Raw genomic sequence first — 14,788 nt, 5'->3', positions numbered from 1 at the left:
TACGCGTCGATCTCGATTCTTTCTTGCTCCTGACATCCGCTCCCTTTTGAGCCACCTTTGAAGAATGAGTTGGAATTGGATTATTGAGCGCCTTCAGAATCTGAAAGGGCTGCTTGGAGTGCAACATCCCGGCTTGCAAGCGGCTCAAAAATGGGCGAGTTCGAGGCGTGAGGATCAATGCGGGCCGACGCGTACACGATCAGTACGCGAGAATTGCATCGATCCGAAACACCGAAGCAACCGTGCGTTTTTCATCCGCTTGGACCAAGGAAGAATATGAATTTTATGACACCCAGTTGGGATCTGGCCCTATTCGAATTCGCCAATGGCGTGTTCAGAAATGGCCTGTTCGATTGGCTGATGCCGCTCATTTCATCGGCCGTGTTCCTGTGGTTGATTGTGCTGGGTGGATTGGCGCTGGGTGCGCGGCGTTACGGCAAGGCTCAGTTGGCGGGCCTGCTCATTCTGGCCCTGGCCGTAGGCGCGGCTGATGGCGGAACGAATCTGGTCAAGAAGGCCACCGGTCGGGTCCGACCCCTGAATGCCCTGGCTCAGACCCATTTCGTGGAGGATGGGCAGTGGCAGCAGCGCCCCGCAGATTTTGTACAGACCAAGGTGCACGGCAATTCCTATCCATCGGCCCATGCGGCCAATGCCATGGCTGCCGCCGTACTCATCTGGCTGCTCTGGCCTGGGACCCGGCGTTATGTCTGGGCGATGCCTCTGCTGGTGGGCTGGTCGCGACTGTATCTGGGCAAGCATTATCCCACGGACGTGCTCATGGGCTGGCTGTTCGGGATTGGTGCGGCCTTGGCGGTCTGGATTGTGCTCAAACTGGTCCGTGGCGGGAGGCCCTTGGGGCTGCCCGGCGGCTAGGTCGGGGCAAGAGAACCCCGGACGAGTAGGGTGCAGCGCAATTTATCTTGTGACTCGGGGCCAGTGCAATTGCATGGGCATAAGAGTGGTCTGGTGGCGTGTGGCTTGGCCCCTGATGCGTAATGGTGGGGCTGAAATGAGAGTCGGGGAACTAGTCCCCGTTGATCACGCTGCCCGCCCGCTTCTTGCGATAGAGCACAAATCCCCACCAGGTGGAGATGCCGAACAGGATGACGGCCAGGGTGACTCGCCAGGCGAAATCGACCTTGAAGCCACTGCCCAACAGGGCGAAGATCAGGGTCTGGGGGATGAAGCCGATGGTCGATCCGGCCAGGAATGGCAAGGCTCCAACAGAGCTGACTCCTGCCACGAGATTGGTCAGGATGTTGCTGCCCACGGGCATGAAACGGATGATCAGGGTCATGGAAAACGGATTGTTCCGCAGGAATTTGTCGACCTTTCCGATCTTGCCGCCGAAGCGCTCGGTTACGGTGCGCCGGCCCAAGAACCGGGCAAAGCAGAAGGCCAGGGCGCAGCCCAGAGCCGTGCCGATGGTCCCCGCAAGGGTTCCACCTATGAATCCGTATGCATATCCCGCAAGGAAGCTGATGATCTGCCGGGGCAGGCCAATGCCCGTGAACAGGCCCGCCATGCCGATGAACAGTGCCCAGCCTGCCAGCCCCTGCCCGCGGATATGGGCGTCGATCCAGCGTTCGTTCAGGGCTTCATCCAGACCCGCCATGCGCAAGGCAAGACCCACGCCCACCAGTGTGGCGAGCATGATTGATCCTTTCAGATAGGTACGGGCCTGTTTGCGATCCATGCGGCGTCTGTCCGTTGGTGTTTGCTGTGGGCGCAGGGTAGCTCAGGGTGAGCGAAGAGGGAAGGCCGGGATTACTTCTGGTCTTCGATGTCGTAATCGATGGCCCGGTCCAGCAACCAGCGCACGCCAATCAGGTCGTAGAGGCCAGCCTTCAAGCGGTCCCAAGTGCCGTATTTGCTTTCGCCGTGCATGCGGTGGCGGTGATTGACCGGAGTCTCCATCACCTTGGCCTTCTGCATCTTCATCAACGTGGGCAGATAACGGTGCATGTTCTTGAACATGGGCATCCGGCGGGCCATCTCGGTGCGCATGACCTTCAGCGAACAGCCAGTGTCGTGCACGGTCTCGCGGGTCCACCAGTTGCGGGCGGCGTTGCCGATGCGCGAGGACAGGCGTTTGACGGCGGTATCCTTGCGGGTGGTGCGCCAGCCAATGACCATGTCAGCTCCCTCGGCATCGTACATGGCGAGCATGGACGGGATGTCGGCGGGGTCGTTTTGGAGGTCGGCGTCCAGGGTGACGACGACGTCCCCCGTGGCATGCTGGAATCCTGCGGCGAATCCTGCGGATTGGCCCCGGTTTTCCCTGAAGGACAGATAGCGCACGTGCTCGTCCTTGGCGGCGAGGTCGCGGATGACGGCCAGGGAGTTATCCGTGCTGGCGTCGTTGATATAGATCACTTCCCAACTGGGCTTGATTCCCGTCAGGGCAGTGCTGATTTCCTTATGCAGGACCGGTAGGTTGGCTTCCTCGTTGAAAACGGGGATCACCAGCGATATGGACTTTATGTTTGGCATGACCGGGAGAGGAATACGGGAATCAAAAATAATTGTAAATAGGGTTTGACAATGGCGAGCCCGGATGTTTATAAGCCCTTTCTCGACAGCGTTGCGGGGTGGAGCAGTACGGTAGCTCGTCGGGCTCATAACCCGAAGGCCGCAGGTTCAAATCCTGTCCCCGCTACCAAAATTTTCAGGGCTTGCAGTGAATAAACTGTAGGCCCTTTCTTAACAGAATAGTGTTGCGGGGTGGAGCAGTACGGTAGCTCGTCGGGCTCATAACCCGAAGGCCGCAGGTTCAAATCCTGTCCCCGCTACCAAATGAAGTTCAAGGGCTTACGATGAGAATCGTAGGCCCTTTTTTTATTCAACGTTGTCGATGGAGTCGTGTCTGATTGAGGTCTTGGCATGAGGGAACACCTTGCTCCTCCTTCTTTTGCGGGGGGCGCAGATGAGCATGTGGTTCATGGTGCGAGGCTATTTCAACCGGCTGGTCTCCTCCAGTTCCATGTATCGGACAACGGCTTCACTCACCGTGTCTTTACGCGAAAAAGAGATGCTTGTTCCTGAACTACGGCAGGCAAGAGCCGCTTTGGGGCCACAATTGCCTGAGAGTACAGCCTTTACGCCCATGGACTCCAGCATACGGGCAACCTTCACGCCGCAGCCTTCCTTATCATCTCGATGAGGATTTTGGATGGCTTCAATGAGAGTTTTTCCGTCCTCCACGATGACGAACCAATCGGCACGCCCCAGGACTGGTTCCACATGGCTCTCCATTTTCGGCCCATCAGCAGCAACAGCGATACACATCTTGCACCTCTTTGAAATGTACCTTCAAAATCAATGCCGGTATGAGTTGTCCATTAAATCATGAGTTTACAGGTGGAGCTTTCCTGGTAGGGACGCAGGATTCGCCTGTTTTGAATGGAGAGGGCGTGATTTGATGACGTTGGGCTGGTCTCAGGTGTTGCGGCCTTTTTCAGTCAAGAAAAAATTTGTCCAGCTGTCCCGAGAGCATCTTTCGTCGTCGCTGCGCCTCGGCCGGGTCGGCCATGATCATGTCCAGCTGACGGGTGTGGATGATCAGGTAGCCCAAGGCCCGAAGGCGTCGTACCATGGATGCGCGGTCGAAGCCTTCCATCCTGGCAGACAGGGCGTCCCCACGCAGCTTGACCCGGAAGTCCCTTTCCTGAAGCAGATCCGCAATCAGTTTCGTGCGCAGGATTCTGCGCCTCCGCCCCGCCGCGCCACCCTGGAATTGGAATTCGGCATAGTTGTCGGATTCCTGCTCGCCCACCAGGGCTTCCACTCCGCAAAAATGGAAGCCGAACCGGGATTGGAGGCTGACGAAATTTCTGGTGACCATGAAATAGTTCCGCTGGGCGTAGTGGGACGCCAGAGCAGGCTCCAGAGCCGGATTGGCCGTGGCCTCGAACATCACGGATAGTAATCCCCTGGCGTTGACGGGCGGTGGCCCTTCCCAAGGGACGGCATTTATTCCCTCCCACAGGGCCAACATGGGGATAGAGGCGATGTTCTCCAGCCGGATGAACCGTTCGTCCTCGTCTTTCAAATAGCCATCGTCCAGGTTGAGCACCCAGAATTGCTTGGCTCCGTCGTGGTACAGTTGCTTGGCCGATGTGCGGGGTGACTGCCTGTCCTGCCCGAATGAGAACATCTCGCGCACGGATTTCTCGTGGCAGAAGCGTACGAGATCGTGCAGGCTCTCACAGTTTCTGGGCCGAAATTCAGGTGAGTCCGGGTCCAGCAGGTGCAGGGGCAGAATATGCCTCGCTGCGCCCCTGAGCGAGGCGTGTACAGGGCTGTTTCGGATGGTCTCTGCGCTGCGGGGGCCACATCCATGTAGGCCTTCAATCCGCCCCTGATAGACCTTGCGGGTGTTGGCATCGAGGGTGATTGTTGCTCCCGGTTCCAGTGAACCGTATGCCCCTTTGAGCCCGAACAGGGCGGGGACATCAAATTCCCGAGCAACATTGGCGAGGTGTCCTGCCGCGCTGCCCATCTCCGAGATCACTCCACGTGCCCGGTGCATCAGAGGTGCCCATGAGGGCAGAGCCTGCCGGATCAACAGGATATCACCTTCCGGGAACAGCAGCAGATCGGCCTGGGAACGGGCACGGAAGACCTTGCCGCAGGTTGAGCCGGGGGAGGCCGTGTTGCCTCCGGACAACAGCACGTGGCCCAGAGGTGCTGCGTCGTCCTGTTCCGCCGCCTGCCACAGATCCTGAATCGGGGCGAGTGGTCGCAAAAGAGTGCGTGTCTGGAGCAGAATGATGTTGCCCTTTGCATCCAGAGCCCATTCGATGTCCTGCGGGGAACCGAAATGCTCATCCAGTCTCAGGGCCAGTGCGGCGATTGCTTTGGCTTTGCTGTTGGTCAGTGATGGCTTGTCGCAACGTGAGGATTCCACCTCCTGGCTACAGGTGCCTTCATCCGGGCGGCAGGCGAACAACGTGTCCTTGTGGGCGATGGTTCTGTCCAGCATGGTCGGAGGATTGCACCGATCAAAGCGGAACAGGTCCGCATCGGCGGAACCGTCCACAACAGTCTTGGGCAGACCCCAGGTCGAATGCACCGAGACGTTTAAATCCAGAGGGTCCATGGCGCCCGAGGAATAGGCAACACCTCCTGCCGTGGCATCGACCATGCGCATCACTCCGACGCACATGGCGGCATCCTCGTCACGAATGCCCTTTCTCCAGCGGTAGCTCATGGCCTGGCGGCCATACTTGGAGGCCACCACCACTTTATAGACCAGCAGTGCTTCGTCACGGCTGACATTGAGTTTTGTTTTGTATTGTCCGGCAAAGGCGGCTTCGGCCAAGTCCTCGCCAAGGCCACTGGAACGCATGGCCACACGCAGCCGTTGACCATCATCCAGGCTGTCCATGCCGTCCATGATGGCTGCGGCAACATCATCGGGCAGGGGGGACTCGATGATCAGTTGTTGAAGGGAGGAGGCCAACTGGAACAGGACTTCCTCGTTTTCCTTGGCTCCATTCAGGTTGGCTGTACGTATTCGCTGTCGAATTTCCTGCTTCAAGCCACGGTGGGACATGAACCTGCGATAGGATTCGGCGCTGATGACAAAGCCTTGCGGGATGTCGATGCCAGGCATGGCCCCGGCTTCTCCGAGGTAAGCCATCTTTGGGCCCACGAAATCTGCCAGTTCTCTACTGATTTCGGCGAGGTTTACCGTCAGAGGGCCTGTTTTCGGGGGCTGTCGGGGTTCGATATGTGGAGAGATATTGGCCTGGATGGTCTGAAATCTGGTCTGAAGGTTGTCGTAGCGGCCTGGGGCAAGGGACATCAGGTCTGCGACAATTCGTGAGGTGGATTCCGTAGCACGGGTGGCGAGCTGGCGGACGAAAGGCATATCGAAGAGGGCTTCACCGCGCAGTGCTTCCTCGATATCCATCATGCATTCGTGCGCCTCACGGTCGTGACGCAGGAGTTGTCGGAAGTGGTGGTAGCGAGATTGGAATTCGGCTCGCAACCTCTCTTCATCCACGGCGTTTGTCGTGCTGCGTCCGAAGATGCGTCGAAAAAAATTGATCATGGCAAGCCTGTTTGGACGTCGGTTTGACGGGGCGGGCATCGCCCGCCCCGTGTTCCGTCGTGCGTGCCACGGCGGATGCGCTTCTGATTGCTACATTTCCTTCTTGGCTCCGGCCTTCATGACCAGACCCACTCCCTCAAACAGGAAGAAGATGGAGTATCCCCACCAGAGGGTGTAGACGACATAGAAGACCAGAGAGAAAACAAGCATCCCCATCTTGCTGGATGCGCTCTCCGGTTCGACCTTGTAATAGTTGTAGCCGACTTCCACTCCCTTTGCCACGACTGTGGCCGTGAACTTGGCCTCCTTGAACTGCTTCTTGGCCTTGAGGCTCTTGTCCATACTCTGGAAGAGCTTCCACCAGACATACATGGCTTCCTTTTCCGGCATGCCATACCGGCTGGTGAGGTCTGCGCCGTTGTTGTTGAACATGAGCTTGGAATCATCAAGGGCTGCCCCGAGGATGGCTCCAAGGTTCTCCTGGATGCGGAGTCCCGAACCATCCAGAGTGGCGCTCAGATTGTTGGCAGAGAGCAGCCGCATTGCCCTTTCGGCAAAGGCCGCTTCCTTGGCGAGCACAATCAAATCGACTCTGGTGCTGTCAAAGGCCTTGGCCTGGTCCTTGAGCATCGGGATATAGTTGGTCGACCCCTTGGAGATGGAGTTGAACATCTTGTCCGAGGCTTCGAAGGCGTTCTGTCCGTTTCCGAAGTTCGGAGTGAACATATAGGCAAATACGGCCAGGAACCCCACTGCCATCGCGAGGCCCAGGTTGAAGTGCTTCTTGTCTTTGACTAGCATGATTAGTCCTCCCTCAGTTGACCGATCTTGGTGATGAACGTTCCGATGACCCAGACTCCGAAGATGCCCACCACCACAAAGAAGCTCCAGTTGCCGATGCTGGTGAGGAGCCCCGTGGTGTCACTGGACAATGACAGGTACTGCATCTCGGTCAGCTTGCCGGGCAGGGCAAACAGTCGGTTGATGAAACCGGCCAGGATGGCGGTGGCGTAGAAGCCACGGATGTAGATACCCTTGACCAGCTTGGTGGTCAGTGCGCCGACCTGGATACCCAGCAGCGAACCGAGCAGCATGCCCATGGCCAGGGTGTAGAAAATGAAGCCATAAATGGCGTACTGGGTGATGGAGGCATAACCTGCGGTGAAGATGATCTGCAGGATGTCGGTACCCACGGTGGTGAAGGACGAAACGCCCAGCACATAGACAAACACGGGGAAGGTCACGAATCCGCCACCCACGCCCATGATGGCGGCCAGGAAGCCCACCAGTGCGCCGGACAGGGCCACGAACAGGGCGGAGATCTTCTTGCCACCGGGGACCAGATCTTCGTCAAAGGTGATCATGGGAGGGATATTGGTGGCCTGGAGCTTGGCAGGCAGGCCAAGCTCGCCGGAGGGGGCGGAGCCGTGGGCGTCGCCGTCGGAGTCCTTGCCCCTGAGCTTCAGGAAGTCCACCATGGCATAGATGCCCAGGAATCCGAGCAGCACCACGTAGATGACGCTGATGAACGTATCGGACAGCACCGGGTTGATGTCGTACAGGGCCCGGTTGATCAACCCCCCGCCCGTGACTCCGACAATGGAGCCCACCAGGAATGCCACGGCCAGCCCCACGGAGACGTTGCCCAACTTCTTGTGAACAGCGGTGCCCATGATGGCCTTGGCGAAAATATGGAACAGGTCCGTTCCCACCGCAAGGATACCCTTGATACCTGCACTCATCAGTGCAGGGGTGATGATGAATCCACCACCTGCGCCGATACAGCCTGTAATCAGTCCGGCACAGAGGCCGATGACGATGGAAACCAGGAAGACTTCAGGGGTGTAGAACGCCGGAGTGTAGGCCTTCTTACCGCCCAGGATCTCGGGCAGTCCGCCAATGTCCCCAGCCATGGCCACGGAGAATATGATTGCCGGAAGAGCCAGGCACAGCACCAGGATCATCCGTTTTCTGCTGTGCAGAATACTCATGGAAACCTCATAGTCCCATCGTGCGTGGGCCTTGGCTCCTTCCATGAGAAAGTTGAATAACGTTCGCATTGCTTCGTCTCCTTGTGAAGATGTTGTCTCGTTGTGCCGTTGGTGTCGGGCCATGTTCGGTTGCCGGCGCTCACCGGTCAGGGAAGCACGGAGTTGACCTTGAACCGTGGCTCAGGCCCTGGTACTCCCCGCTGTGCGTCCCGCTGGCACCGAATGAGCGGGGGGCCAGGATTAATCCCCTCGTCTCAGGACTATGAGTTGAGCTTCGGCCTCATTGATTCGGGCTTCGGCCTTTTCCTTGTGTGCGTTTGCCTCGCCGATCTTCTGCATCAGGTCGTCCATCTCGCAGGGCTTGAGCAGGTAGTCGAAAGCACCTTCTCTCATCCCGTCGATGGCTGTTTCCACGGTGCCATGGCCGGTGAGCATGATCACTTCCACCAGGGGGTGATTGGCCTTGATTCGCTTCAGGGTTTCGACGCCGTCCAGACCGGGCATCTTGACGTCCAGAATGACCACATCGATGTTGTCCTCGCTGACCAGCAGGTCCAGTCCCTCTTGTCCGGAATAGGACTTGAGGACTTTGGCTCCTCGCTTGTCCAGACGCTTGGCCAGTGTCTCCACGAAAGCGTGCTCATCATCGATGAGTAGGACTCTGGTCATGACGTACCTCCATTGTTCATGTTCTTACAGTCACTGCATTGCTGGGCCGTTTCGCTGCAGTTGTCGTCGCCAGTTCCCAGGCTCCCAGCACGGGGTTCCTGAGGAAGAATTACGGTGAAAGTCGTGCCCTTGTTCACGGTGCTCTTGACTGTGATGTCACCACCCATCTTGGTCACGATGCCGTAGCAGATGGACAGTCCGAGACCTGTGCCCTTGCCCACGGGCTTGGTGGTGTAGAAGGGGTCGAAGATTCGGGCCAGATTGGCCTGTGGAATGCCATGGCCGGTGTCCTTGACCACCACATGAACAGTGCTGTCGATGGCCTTGGAACTGAGATCCAACTGCCCGCCGTCCTTGCTCATGGCGTCCAGGGCATTGTTGATGAGGTTCAGCAGAACCTGCTGAATCTCCGAGGGAGAGGCACAGATACCCGGCAGGTCGGATTGCAGGTTGGTGACGATTTGGACATTGGCGTACCGGGCGCGTTGACCGGAGAGGGCGGTCATTTCTTCGATCAGTTCGTTCAGATCAACGGCCTTCAGGGTGGCGTCGGTCTTGCGGGCAAAGCTCAGGAGCTTGTGGGTGATTTCCTTGCATCGTGCGCCTTGCGTCTTGATCTGCACCAGGGATTGTCCGATTTCGGTGCGGTCGGCTTCGCTGAGGGGGACATCATCGGACAGGATGTCTGATATCCATCCGCCTTCTTCGACCATGATGGCCACGGGATTGTTGATTTCATGGGCAATTCCGGCGGCCAGTTCACCCACTGAAGCCAGCTTGCCGGCCTCGATGAACTGCTCGTTGAGCATTTCTTTTTCTTCGTCAGCCTGGCGCACGCGCCCCACCACTCGGTGCGAGCGCCATACGGCCACCACGATAATGGCCACACCGCCCAGCAGGAACACCACAAGGCCGAGGTTGCGGGTGTGGTACAGGCTTTCCAGGGCGTCGTCCGCGTCCTGGCGATAGACCAGGGTCCATTCTCCGCCCTTGAGCGGCGTGGTCACAATGATCACATCACGTTCCACAGCTGGCGGGCGGATAATGCTGACGTTGACGTTTCTGGCTGGTTTGATTTCCTCGCTGACGTCCTTTTGCGTTGTCTGCGTTGCGATGAGATCGAGGATGGCTGGAATTTCATTTTGGACATTGACTCTGGGCTTGGTTTGAAATTCACCCTTGTTACTGATGATGAATCCCAGCCCCGTGCGGCCGATGCGGATGTTTTCCACCAACTGGTTGAAAGCCACGAAATCGATGGTTGCCCGCAGGACCCAATCCCGCTCGCCGGACTCCATGCGAACGGCCACGATGAAATGCGGAACACCCCTGAGCCCCAGAAAGACATCACTGATATGGACCTTGCGGCGCATGACTTCCTTGAACCATTGGGCGTTTGAATAGTCGGCTTTCCCCAGTCGGAAGGGGCCTGCATAGGCTTCTTGAATACCATCGCTACGGATCAGCCCCAGGTCCACGAACATGCCCTGGTGATAGCCTTGCAGTGCGGACAGCAACCCTTGCAGTTCCTTGGGATCACGCAGTCGGGTGAAGGAGAAGGAATTGGCCAGAACGCGGATTTCGGCTTGGCGTTCGTTGAGGAAGCTGTCGATGTTCTGCTTGTGCTTTTCAACGACTTCTTCCAGATGGTCGATGACCTTGTTGCGGTATGAGGTGTGAAATTCATAGCCTACGATGCCCGAGATGAGGATCAGGGGCGTGAACGAAACCAGCACCACGGACAGGACCATGGTTCTGGTGAGTTGCTTGTAATAGGCTTCGTCAAACATTGTCTGTTCCCGGTTTGGGGTGGCTCAGGTCCGGTGTCGCCTCTTGCGTGGTTGCGGTCTCATTCAAAAGATTCCGCAGCACGCGTTTGAGTTTGTCCAGGTCGCCGGTTTTCTCCACGCAGGCTGCGACGGTGGAGATTCCTGCCGGGAGGGTGGAGCAGTCCACGTCTTCCAGAGCATGGAGCACCACCTTGGCCTGGCCCGGGTCGATTCTTGTGCAGTGTCGGATGCCACAGAATTCGGGGTCCAGTACGAGGAGATGAACGACTTGGGAGGACCCCAGTATTTCCAGTAGATGTGCGCCGTTCTTGGCCTCGGTCACGCGGTAGCCTTCCCGAAGCAGTTCCCGGAACAGCAATTCGCGCACGTGGGAATTGCGGTCCGTGATGACGATGTGAAAATCCGATGCGCACATACAAAAACCCCCATTGTCTCCGCTGGGGTAAGGGCAATGCGCATGCCAAAAGGCTGGCGACGCAATATGCTGAAATATCAGGTGTATTTTTAAGAAGAGAAGGCGAAGGAAGAGTATAGGTGTCAGGAATTTTTACGATTTGTCAAAGCAGGAGAGATTGCCCCTTCGGGCAGGTGGGATGCCGGGAGTCGTATTGTCCTCCCCCGGAGAGGGGGAGTTGAAAGTGATCAGTCGCTAGATCCATTGTGAGAAACGGAGGTCCCAACCTTCAGACCGTATTTTTCAATGCGGGCGATGAGAGTGGGTCTGGATATTCCCAGCAGTTTGGCGGCCTGGGTGCGGTTGCCTCCGGTTCGCGTCAAGGCCTCGGCAATGATACGGGTTCCGATTTCGTCCATGAGAGTGTCAAACAGGTTGTCGTTTCCTTGCGCATTCATGGCCTGGTGCACCCAGTTTTGCAGAGGATCACCTTTGATGGTTGGTGGAGCAGCGCGGCGCAAAGCGCTTTCACGGCTTTCCAGCGCCCGGTCGACATCGTCCCGATTCAGAGGAGCCCCCCGGCTGAAGATCAAGGCGTTCTTCAATGCATTGGATAGTTCCCGCACATTGCCGGGCCAGGAATGGCTTGTGAGTCGTGCCAGTCCATCGGTTGTCAGCCCCGGATTTTCGCTGTCCATGTCTCGGGCGAAGCGGGCCAGGAAATAGTCTGTCAGCAGGGGGATGTCCTCCACCCGCTCCCTGAGCGGGGGCAGGTGCAGAGTGACGACCTTGAGCCTGTAGTACAGATCTTCCCTGAACCTGCCGTCGGCAACGGCTGCTTCGAGATCGCGATTGGTGGCGGCGATGATGCGTACGTCCACGGGAACGGGGTGCCCGCTGCCGAGTCGCTCGATCTTTTTTTCCTGAAGCAGGCGCAGGATCTTGGCCTGGATGGAAACGGGCATGTCGCCGATCTCGTCTAGCAGGATGGTGCCTCTGTGGGCCTGTTCGATCTTGCCGACTCGACGGCTGGAGGCTCCGGTAAAGGCCCCCTTTTCGTAGCCGAAGAGTTCGCTTTCCAGCAGGGTCTCGGGGATGGCCACGCAGTTGATGACCAAAAAAGGCTGCTCCGCTCTTAAGCTATGCTGATACACGGCCCTGGAGACCAGTTCCTTGCCGGTACCGGATTCGCCCCGGATCATGACCGTGGCGTCGGTCGGGGCTACTCGCCCGATGGCCTTGTAGACCTCCTGCATGACCTGGCTGCGGCCAATGAGTGCATCGCTGGAGGCGGATTCCGGGCGAGCGTCAACCTCTACCCGCGAGCGGGTGAAGCGCCCTGCTTTCAGGGCTTCGCCGATGAGCTTGAGTACGGCCGGGATTTCAAAGGGCTTCAGAATGTAGTCGAAGGCTCCCAGCTTGGTGGCCTCGATGGCTGTTTCGGTTGTGCCGTATGCCGTCATGATGATCACGGGCAGATGAGGATCCATGCCGCGCATGGCCGCGAAGGTTTCAAGGCCGTTCATGCCGGGCAGGCGCACGTCCATAATGACCAGATCAGGGCTTTCGGCTTTGACCTCCTCCAATCCGGCTTCCCCGGAGGCGGCGACGCGGATGGAGTGCCCCTCGGTCATCAGGAGTTTGTCGAAACTCTGTCGGAGCTGGGCGTCGTCATCAACGATCAGGATTGAAGCCATGAGTCCTCCTCCGTGCAGGGCAGCCCGATGACAAATGTTGCACCTTGACCCTCGGTGGAGTGTACATGCAGCCAGCCGCCATGTTCAACCACAATGCGTCGGGCAATGCTCAGCCCCAGTCCCGTGCCTTCCTCCTTGGTGCTGAAGAAGGGCTGGAAGATCTCGGCTTGAAGGTCTTCGGAAATCCCCGGGCCGGTGTCGCTGATGCGGATCAGGGCCACGCGCCCCCGTGGCTCGATGATGCCTTCTTCTTCCCGGATGTTGATTTTGCCGCCTCCAGCCATGGCGTCGCAGGCATTGAGCAGGAGATTGACCAGGACTTCCTTGAGCTGATCGCCATCCACGGCAAGGATGGGTAGCCGTCTGTTGCGAACGACCTTTATTTCGACGCCATGGGATTCCAGCCTGTGGCGAAGCAGCTGCAGAGCTGTGTCCACTACCTCTGACGGACTCACGGGTTGGACCTTGAGCTTTGGGGGTCTGGCGAACTCCAGAAAGTTCTTCACGATGGTGTCGATATGGCGGATTTCTTCGGAGATGACTTCGAAGTCTTCTTTTTGCACGGAGTCCAGACGCAGGGTTCGCTCCAGGGAAAACAGGCGCATTTTGACCGATGTCAGAGGATTGCGGATGGAATGAGCCACACCAGCCGCCAGCTTGCCCACCATGGCCAGTTTTTCGGACTGGAGCAGATGCTCCCGGCTTTCTTCCAGTTTGCTCTTGGCCTTGTCCACGTCCGTAATCAGGTGGTGAACCCTTTGGCGCAAGGCTTCGACTTCGTCTCCTACGCCGTTGACCTTGGATTTTTCCTGAGTTTCCATGGCCAGTTGGCGGATGGGGCCCAGGACCTGCTTGAGTAGGATAAGGACCAGAAGCACCCCGAAGAGGACCGAGCCTGGGAGGGCCACTCCTGCCATGACGGCCACCAGATCGGCCTTTTCCTTGTATTTTTCACTTTCCCTGGTCAGGAGCTCCTCGTGCAACGTCTTGTAGGCCTTGCACAGATTGTAAAGACTCAGAAATTCCTTGCGGACCTCCCAGTGCAGGTTGGCTCCCGCATCGCGTTGTCCTTTCTTGTACAGGTCCAGTACACGGTCGCGATTGACCACATAGCGTAGATAGTGTGACTCTATATTGCTCAGGATTTCAAGGGCTTCCATTTCCATAGGGGAGCGCCTGGCCTTCTTGATCCATTCTTCGAATCGCTGATGATGAAATTCCAGACGTTCAAGCCAGGCGGGGTCGTCATTCAAAAAATAGTAGGTGGCGAAGCCTTTTTGCATCACCAGGGCGGATTCCAGGCCTTGGGCGGCGGTCAGGGCCTGAATTTCGGAGTCCACAAGCGTGGTGTACAGGTCACGGGTTCGATAGGAGTACCAGAAAGTTACGCTGGCACCGATGATATTGATGGCCACCAGCCCCAGAAGCAGGAAATAGATGCGCCCTCTGAGGCTGGGTTTGAACAGACGAGCCAGTGTGCTTGTATCCATCAGTGATTCCTTTTGATTTCGTATCGCTTCGGGTATCGACGAAACGTATCTTTGCGTGATGCTGAGGACAACATGGATGGAAGTAAAGGAAAAATACAGGATTCCTCATCTTCCGTCGATCATGCCTTGCTGCTCCGTTAAGTGAGGAAAGGGACGCTGTATCTCACTGCTAACCTACATTACAGGTGCAAGATTCAGAGATACAGGACTGAAAACAGGTTGTGTCACGGCTTCGGGGCGTGCTACCGGTGGAAAAATTCAGGTAATCGAAAGGACGGTATCTCATGTCTGACACTCCCATCCGACTCCTGCTGGTTGACGACGAGGCTGGCTTTGTCGACGTCTTGTACAAGCGCTTGACTCGGCGCGGGCTGGAAGTGGTCACGGCCCTTTCGGGGGAATCAGCCATTCAGGCCCTGCGCAAACAGGATTTCGATGTCTGTGTGCTTGATCTGAAGATGGAGGATATGGACGGCATTGAGGTGCTCAAGATCTTCAAGAAGATGGCCCCTGAACTGCCGATTATTTTTCTCACTGGGCATGGTTCGGAACAGGCCGCCATCGAGGGGATGCGCTTTGGAGCGAAGGACTACCTGATGAAGCCTTGTGATCTGGAAACCCTGTTGGCCCGGGTGCTGGACGCAGCTCAGCGGGAATGACGGATGGTTTGGAACGGTGGATCTGCTGTTTCTGACC

General features: G+C 57.4%; 13 protein-coding genes and 2 tRNA genes. 4 read left to right on the top strand and 11 right to left on the bottom strand.

The window, feature by feature from the left end:
- Positions 1-276: 276 nt before the first annotated feature.
- A complete protein-coding gene (locus EL361_RS11715; protein ID WP_126379751.1) occupies positions 277-876 on the top strand; it encodes a phosphatase PAP2 family protein in 600 nt (199 codons plus the stop codon).
- Positions 877-1,027: 151 nt separating this feature from the next.
- Here EL361_RS11715 and EL361_RS11710 read toward each other — a convergent pair whose 3' ends face one another.
- Both EL361_RS11710 and EL361_RS11705 read right to left on the bottom strand, forming a co-directional pair.
- A complete protein-coding gene (locus EL361_RS11710) occupies positions 1,028-1,699 on the bottom strand; it encodes a TVP38/TMEM64 family protein (protein ID WP_126379749.1) in 672 nt (223 codons plus the stop codon).
- Positions 1,700-1,770: 71 nt separating this feature from the next.
- Entirely contained in the window at positions 1,771-2,496 is a 726-nt protein-coding gene (locus tag EL361_RS11705; protein ID WP_126379747.1) for a glycosyltransferase family 2 protein, read from the bottom strand.
- A 92-nt stretch (positions 2,497-2,588) separates the two neighbouring features.
- Here EL361_RS11705 and EL361_RS11700 point away from each other — a divergent pair.
- Together EL361_RS11700 and EL361_RS11695 are read left to right on the top strand one after the other, a co-directional pair.
- A tRNA-Met gene (locus EL361_RS11700) sits at positions 2,589-2,665 on the top strand.
- 56 nt (positions 2,666-2,721) lie between these two features.
- Positions 2,722-2,798, top strand: a tRNA-Met gene (locus EL361_RS11695).
- A gap of 157 nt (positions 2,799-2,955) precedes the next feature.
- Here the strand turns inward: EL361_RS11695 and EL361_RS11690 are convergent.
- The 9 genes from EL361_RS11690 to EL361_RS11650 all read right to left on the bottom strand — a co-directional run bounded on the left by EL361_RS11690 (position 2,956) and on the right by EL361_RS11650 (position 14,092).
- Positions 2,956-3,291, bottom strand: a complete 336-nt coding sequence (locus tag EL361_RS11690; protein ID WP_126379745.1) for a NifB/NifX family molybdenum-iron cluster-binding protein — start codon at positions 3,289-3,291, stop codon at positions 2,956-2,958.
- 169 nt (positions 3,292-3,460) lie between these two features.
- Positions 3,461-6,061, bottom strand: coding sequence for a PEP/pyruvate-binding domain-containing protein (locus EL361_RS11685; protein ID WP_172961728.1), 2,601 nt, complete (start codon positions 6,059-6,061; stop codon positions 3,461-3,463).
- Between the two features lie 90 nt (positions 6,062-6,151).
- Complete coding sequence (locus EL361_RS11680) at positions 6,152-6,862, bottom strand: hypothetical protein (protein ID WP_126379741.1); 711 nt, start codon at positions 6,860-6,862, stop codon at positions 6,152-6,154.
- A 2-nt stretch (positions 6,863-6,864) separates the two neighbouring features.
- Positions 6,865-8,121 (bottom strand): sulfite exporter TauE/SafE family protein, encoded by a 1,257-nt coding sequence (locus tag EL361_RS11675; protein ID WP_126379739.1) that lies wholly within the window; start codon positions 8,119-8,121, stop codon positions 6,865-6,867.
- A 171-nt stretch (positions 8,122-8,292) separates the two neighbouring features.
- On the bottom strand, positions 8,293-8,721 hold the full coding sequence (locus EL361_RS11670) for a response regulator (RefSeq protein ID WP_126379737.1): 429 nt from the start codon (positions 8,719-8,721) through the stop codon (positions 8,293-8,295).
- Entirely contained in the window at positions 8,718-10,511 is a 1,794-nt protein-coding gene (locus EL361_RS11665; protein ID WP_126379735.1) for a sensor histidine kinase, read from the bottom strand. Before EL361_RS11665 ends, EL361_RS11670 begins: the two co-directional genes overlap by 4 nt.
- Entirely contained in the window at positions 10,504-10,926 is a 423-nt protein-coding gene (locus EL361_RS11660; RefSeq protein WP_126379733.1) for a DNA-binding transcriptional response regulator, read from the bottom strand. Before EL361_RS11660 ends, EL361_RS11665 begins: the two co-directional genes overlap by 8 nt.
- Positions 10,927-11,153: 227 nt before the next feature.
- Positions 11,154-12,602 carry a sigma-54-dependent transcriptional regulator gene (locus EL361_RS11655; protein WP_126379731.1) on the bottom strand — a complete coding sequence of 483 codons (1,449 nt, stop codon included), beginning with the start codon at positions 12,600-12,602 and terminating at the stop codon, positions 11,154-11,156.
- On the bottom strand, positions 12,587-14,092 hold the full coding sequence (locus EL361_RS11650; protein ID WP_172961727.1) for a sensor histidine kinase: 1,506 nt from the start codon (positions 14,090-14,092) through the stop codon (positions 12,587-12,589). The genes EL361_RS11655 and EL361_RS11650 overlap by 16 nt, the downstream gene beginning before the upstream one ends.
- Positions 14,093-14,376: 284 nt before the next feature.
- Between EL361_RS11650 and EL361_RS11645 the strand changes: the two genes are divergently transcribed.
- Positions 14,377-14,751, top strand: a complete 375-nt coding sequence (locus tag EL361_RS11645; protein ID WP_126379729.1) for a response regulator — start codon at positions 14,377-14,379, stop codon at positions 14,749-14,751.
- Positions 14,752-14,788: the final 37 nt, after the last annotated feature.

This window comes from Desulfovibrio ferrophilus (assembly GCF_003966735.1).
In the GTDB taxonomy this organism is placed as follows: Bacteria; Desulfobacterota; Desulfovibrionia; order Desulfovibrionales; family Desulfovibrionaceae; genus Desulfovibrio_Q; species Desulfovibrio_Q ferrophilus.
This window is presented reverse-complemented; position numbering and strand designations above follow the sequence as displayed.

Coding starts and splice junctions, on each gene's coding strand:
- EL361_RS11665 (WP_126379735.1), bottom strand. CDS start 10,511: ATGTTTGACGAAGCCTATTACAAGCAACTCACCAGAACCATGGTCCTG.
- EL361_RS11655 (WP_126379731.1), bottom strand. CDS start 12,602: ATGGCTTCAATCCTGATCGTTGATGACGACGCCCAGCTCCGACAGAGT.
- EL361_RS11650 (WP_172961727.1), bottom strand. CDS start 14,092: ATGGATACAAGCACACTGGCTCGTCTGTTCAAACCCAGCCTCAGAGGG.
- EL361_RS11685 (WP_172961728.1), bottom strand. CDS start 6,061: ATGATCAATTTTTTTCGACGCATCTTCGGACGCAGCACGACAAACGCC.
- EL361_RS11710 (WP_126379749.1), bottom strand. CDS start 1,699: ATGGATCGCAAACAGGCCCGTACCTATCTGAAAGGATCAATCATGCTC.
- EL361_RS11660 (WP_126379733.1), bottom strand. CDS start 10,926: ATGTGCGCATCGGATTTTCACATCGTCATCACGGACCGCAATTCCCAC.
- EL361_RS11670 (WP_126379737.1), bottom strand. CDS start 8,721: ATGACCAGAGTCCTACTCATCGATGATGAGCACGCTTTCGTGGAGACA.
- EL361_RS11715 (WP_126379751.1), top strand. CDS start 277: ATGAATTTTATGACACCCAGTTGGGATCTGGCCCTATTCGAATTCGCC.
- EL361_RS11705 (WP_126379747.1), bottom strand. CDS start 2,496: ATGCCAAACATAAAGTCCATATCGCTGGTGATCCCCGTTTTCAACGAG.
- EL361_RS11675 (WP_126379739.1), bottom strand. CDS start 8,121: ATGCGAACGTTATTCAACTTTCTCATGGAAGGAGCCAAGGCCCACGCA.
- EL361_RS11645 (WP_126379729.1), top strand. CDS start 14,377: ATGTCTGACACTCCCATCCGACTCCTGCTGGTTGACGACGAGGCTGGC.
- EL361_RS11680 (WP_126379741.1), bottom strand. CDS start 6,862: ATGCTAGTCAAAGACAAGAAGCACTTCAACCTGGGCCTCGCGATGGCA.
- EL361_RS11690 (WP_126379745.1), bottom strand. CDS start 3,291: ATGTGTATCGCTGTTGCTGCTGATGGGCCGAAAATGGAGAGCCATGTG.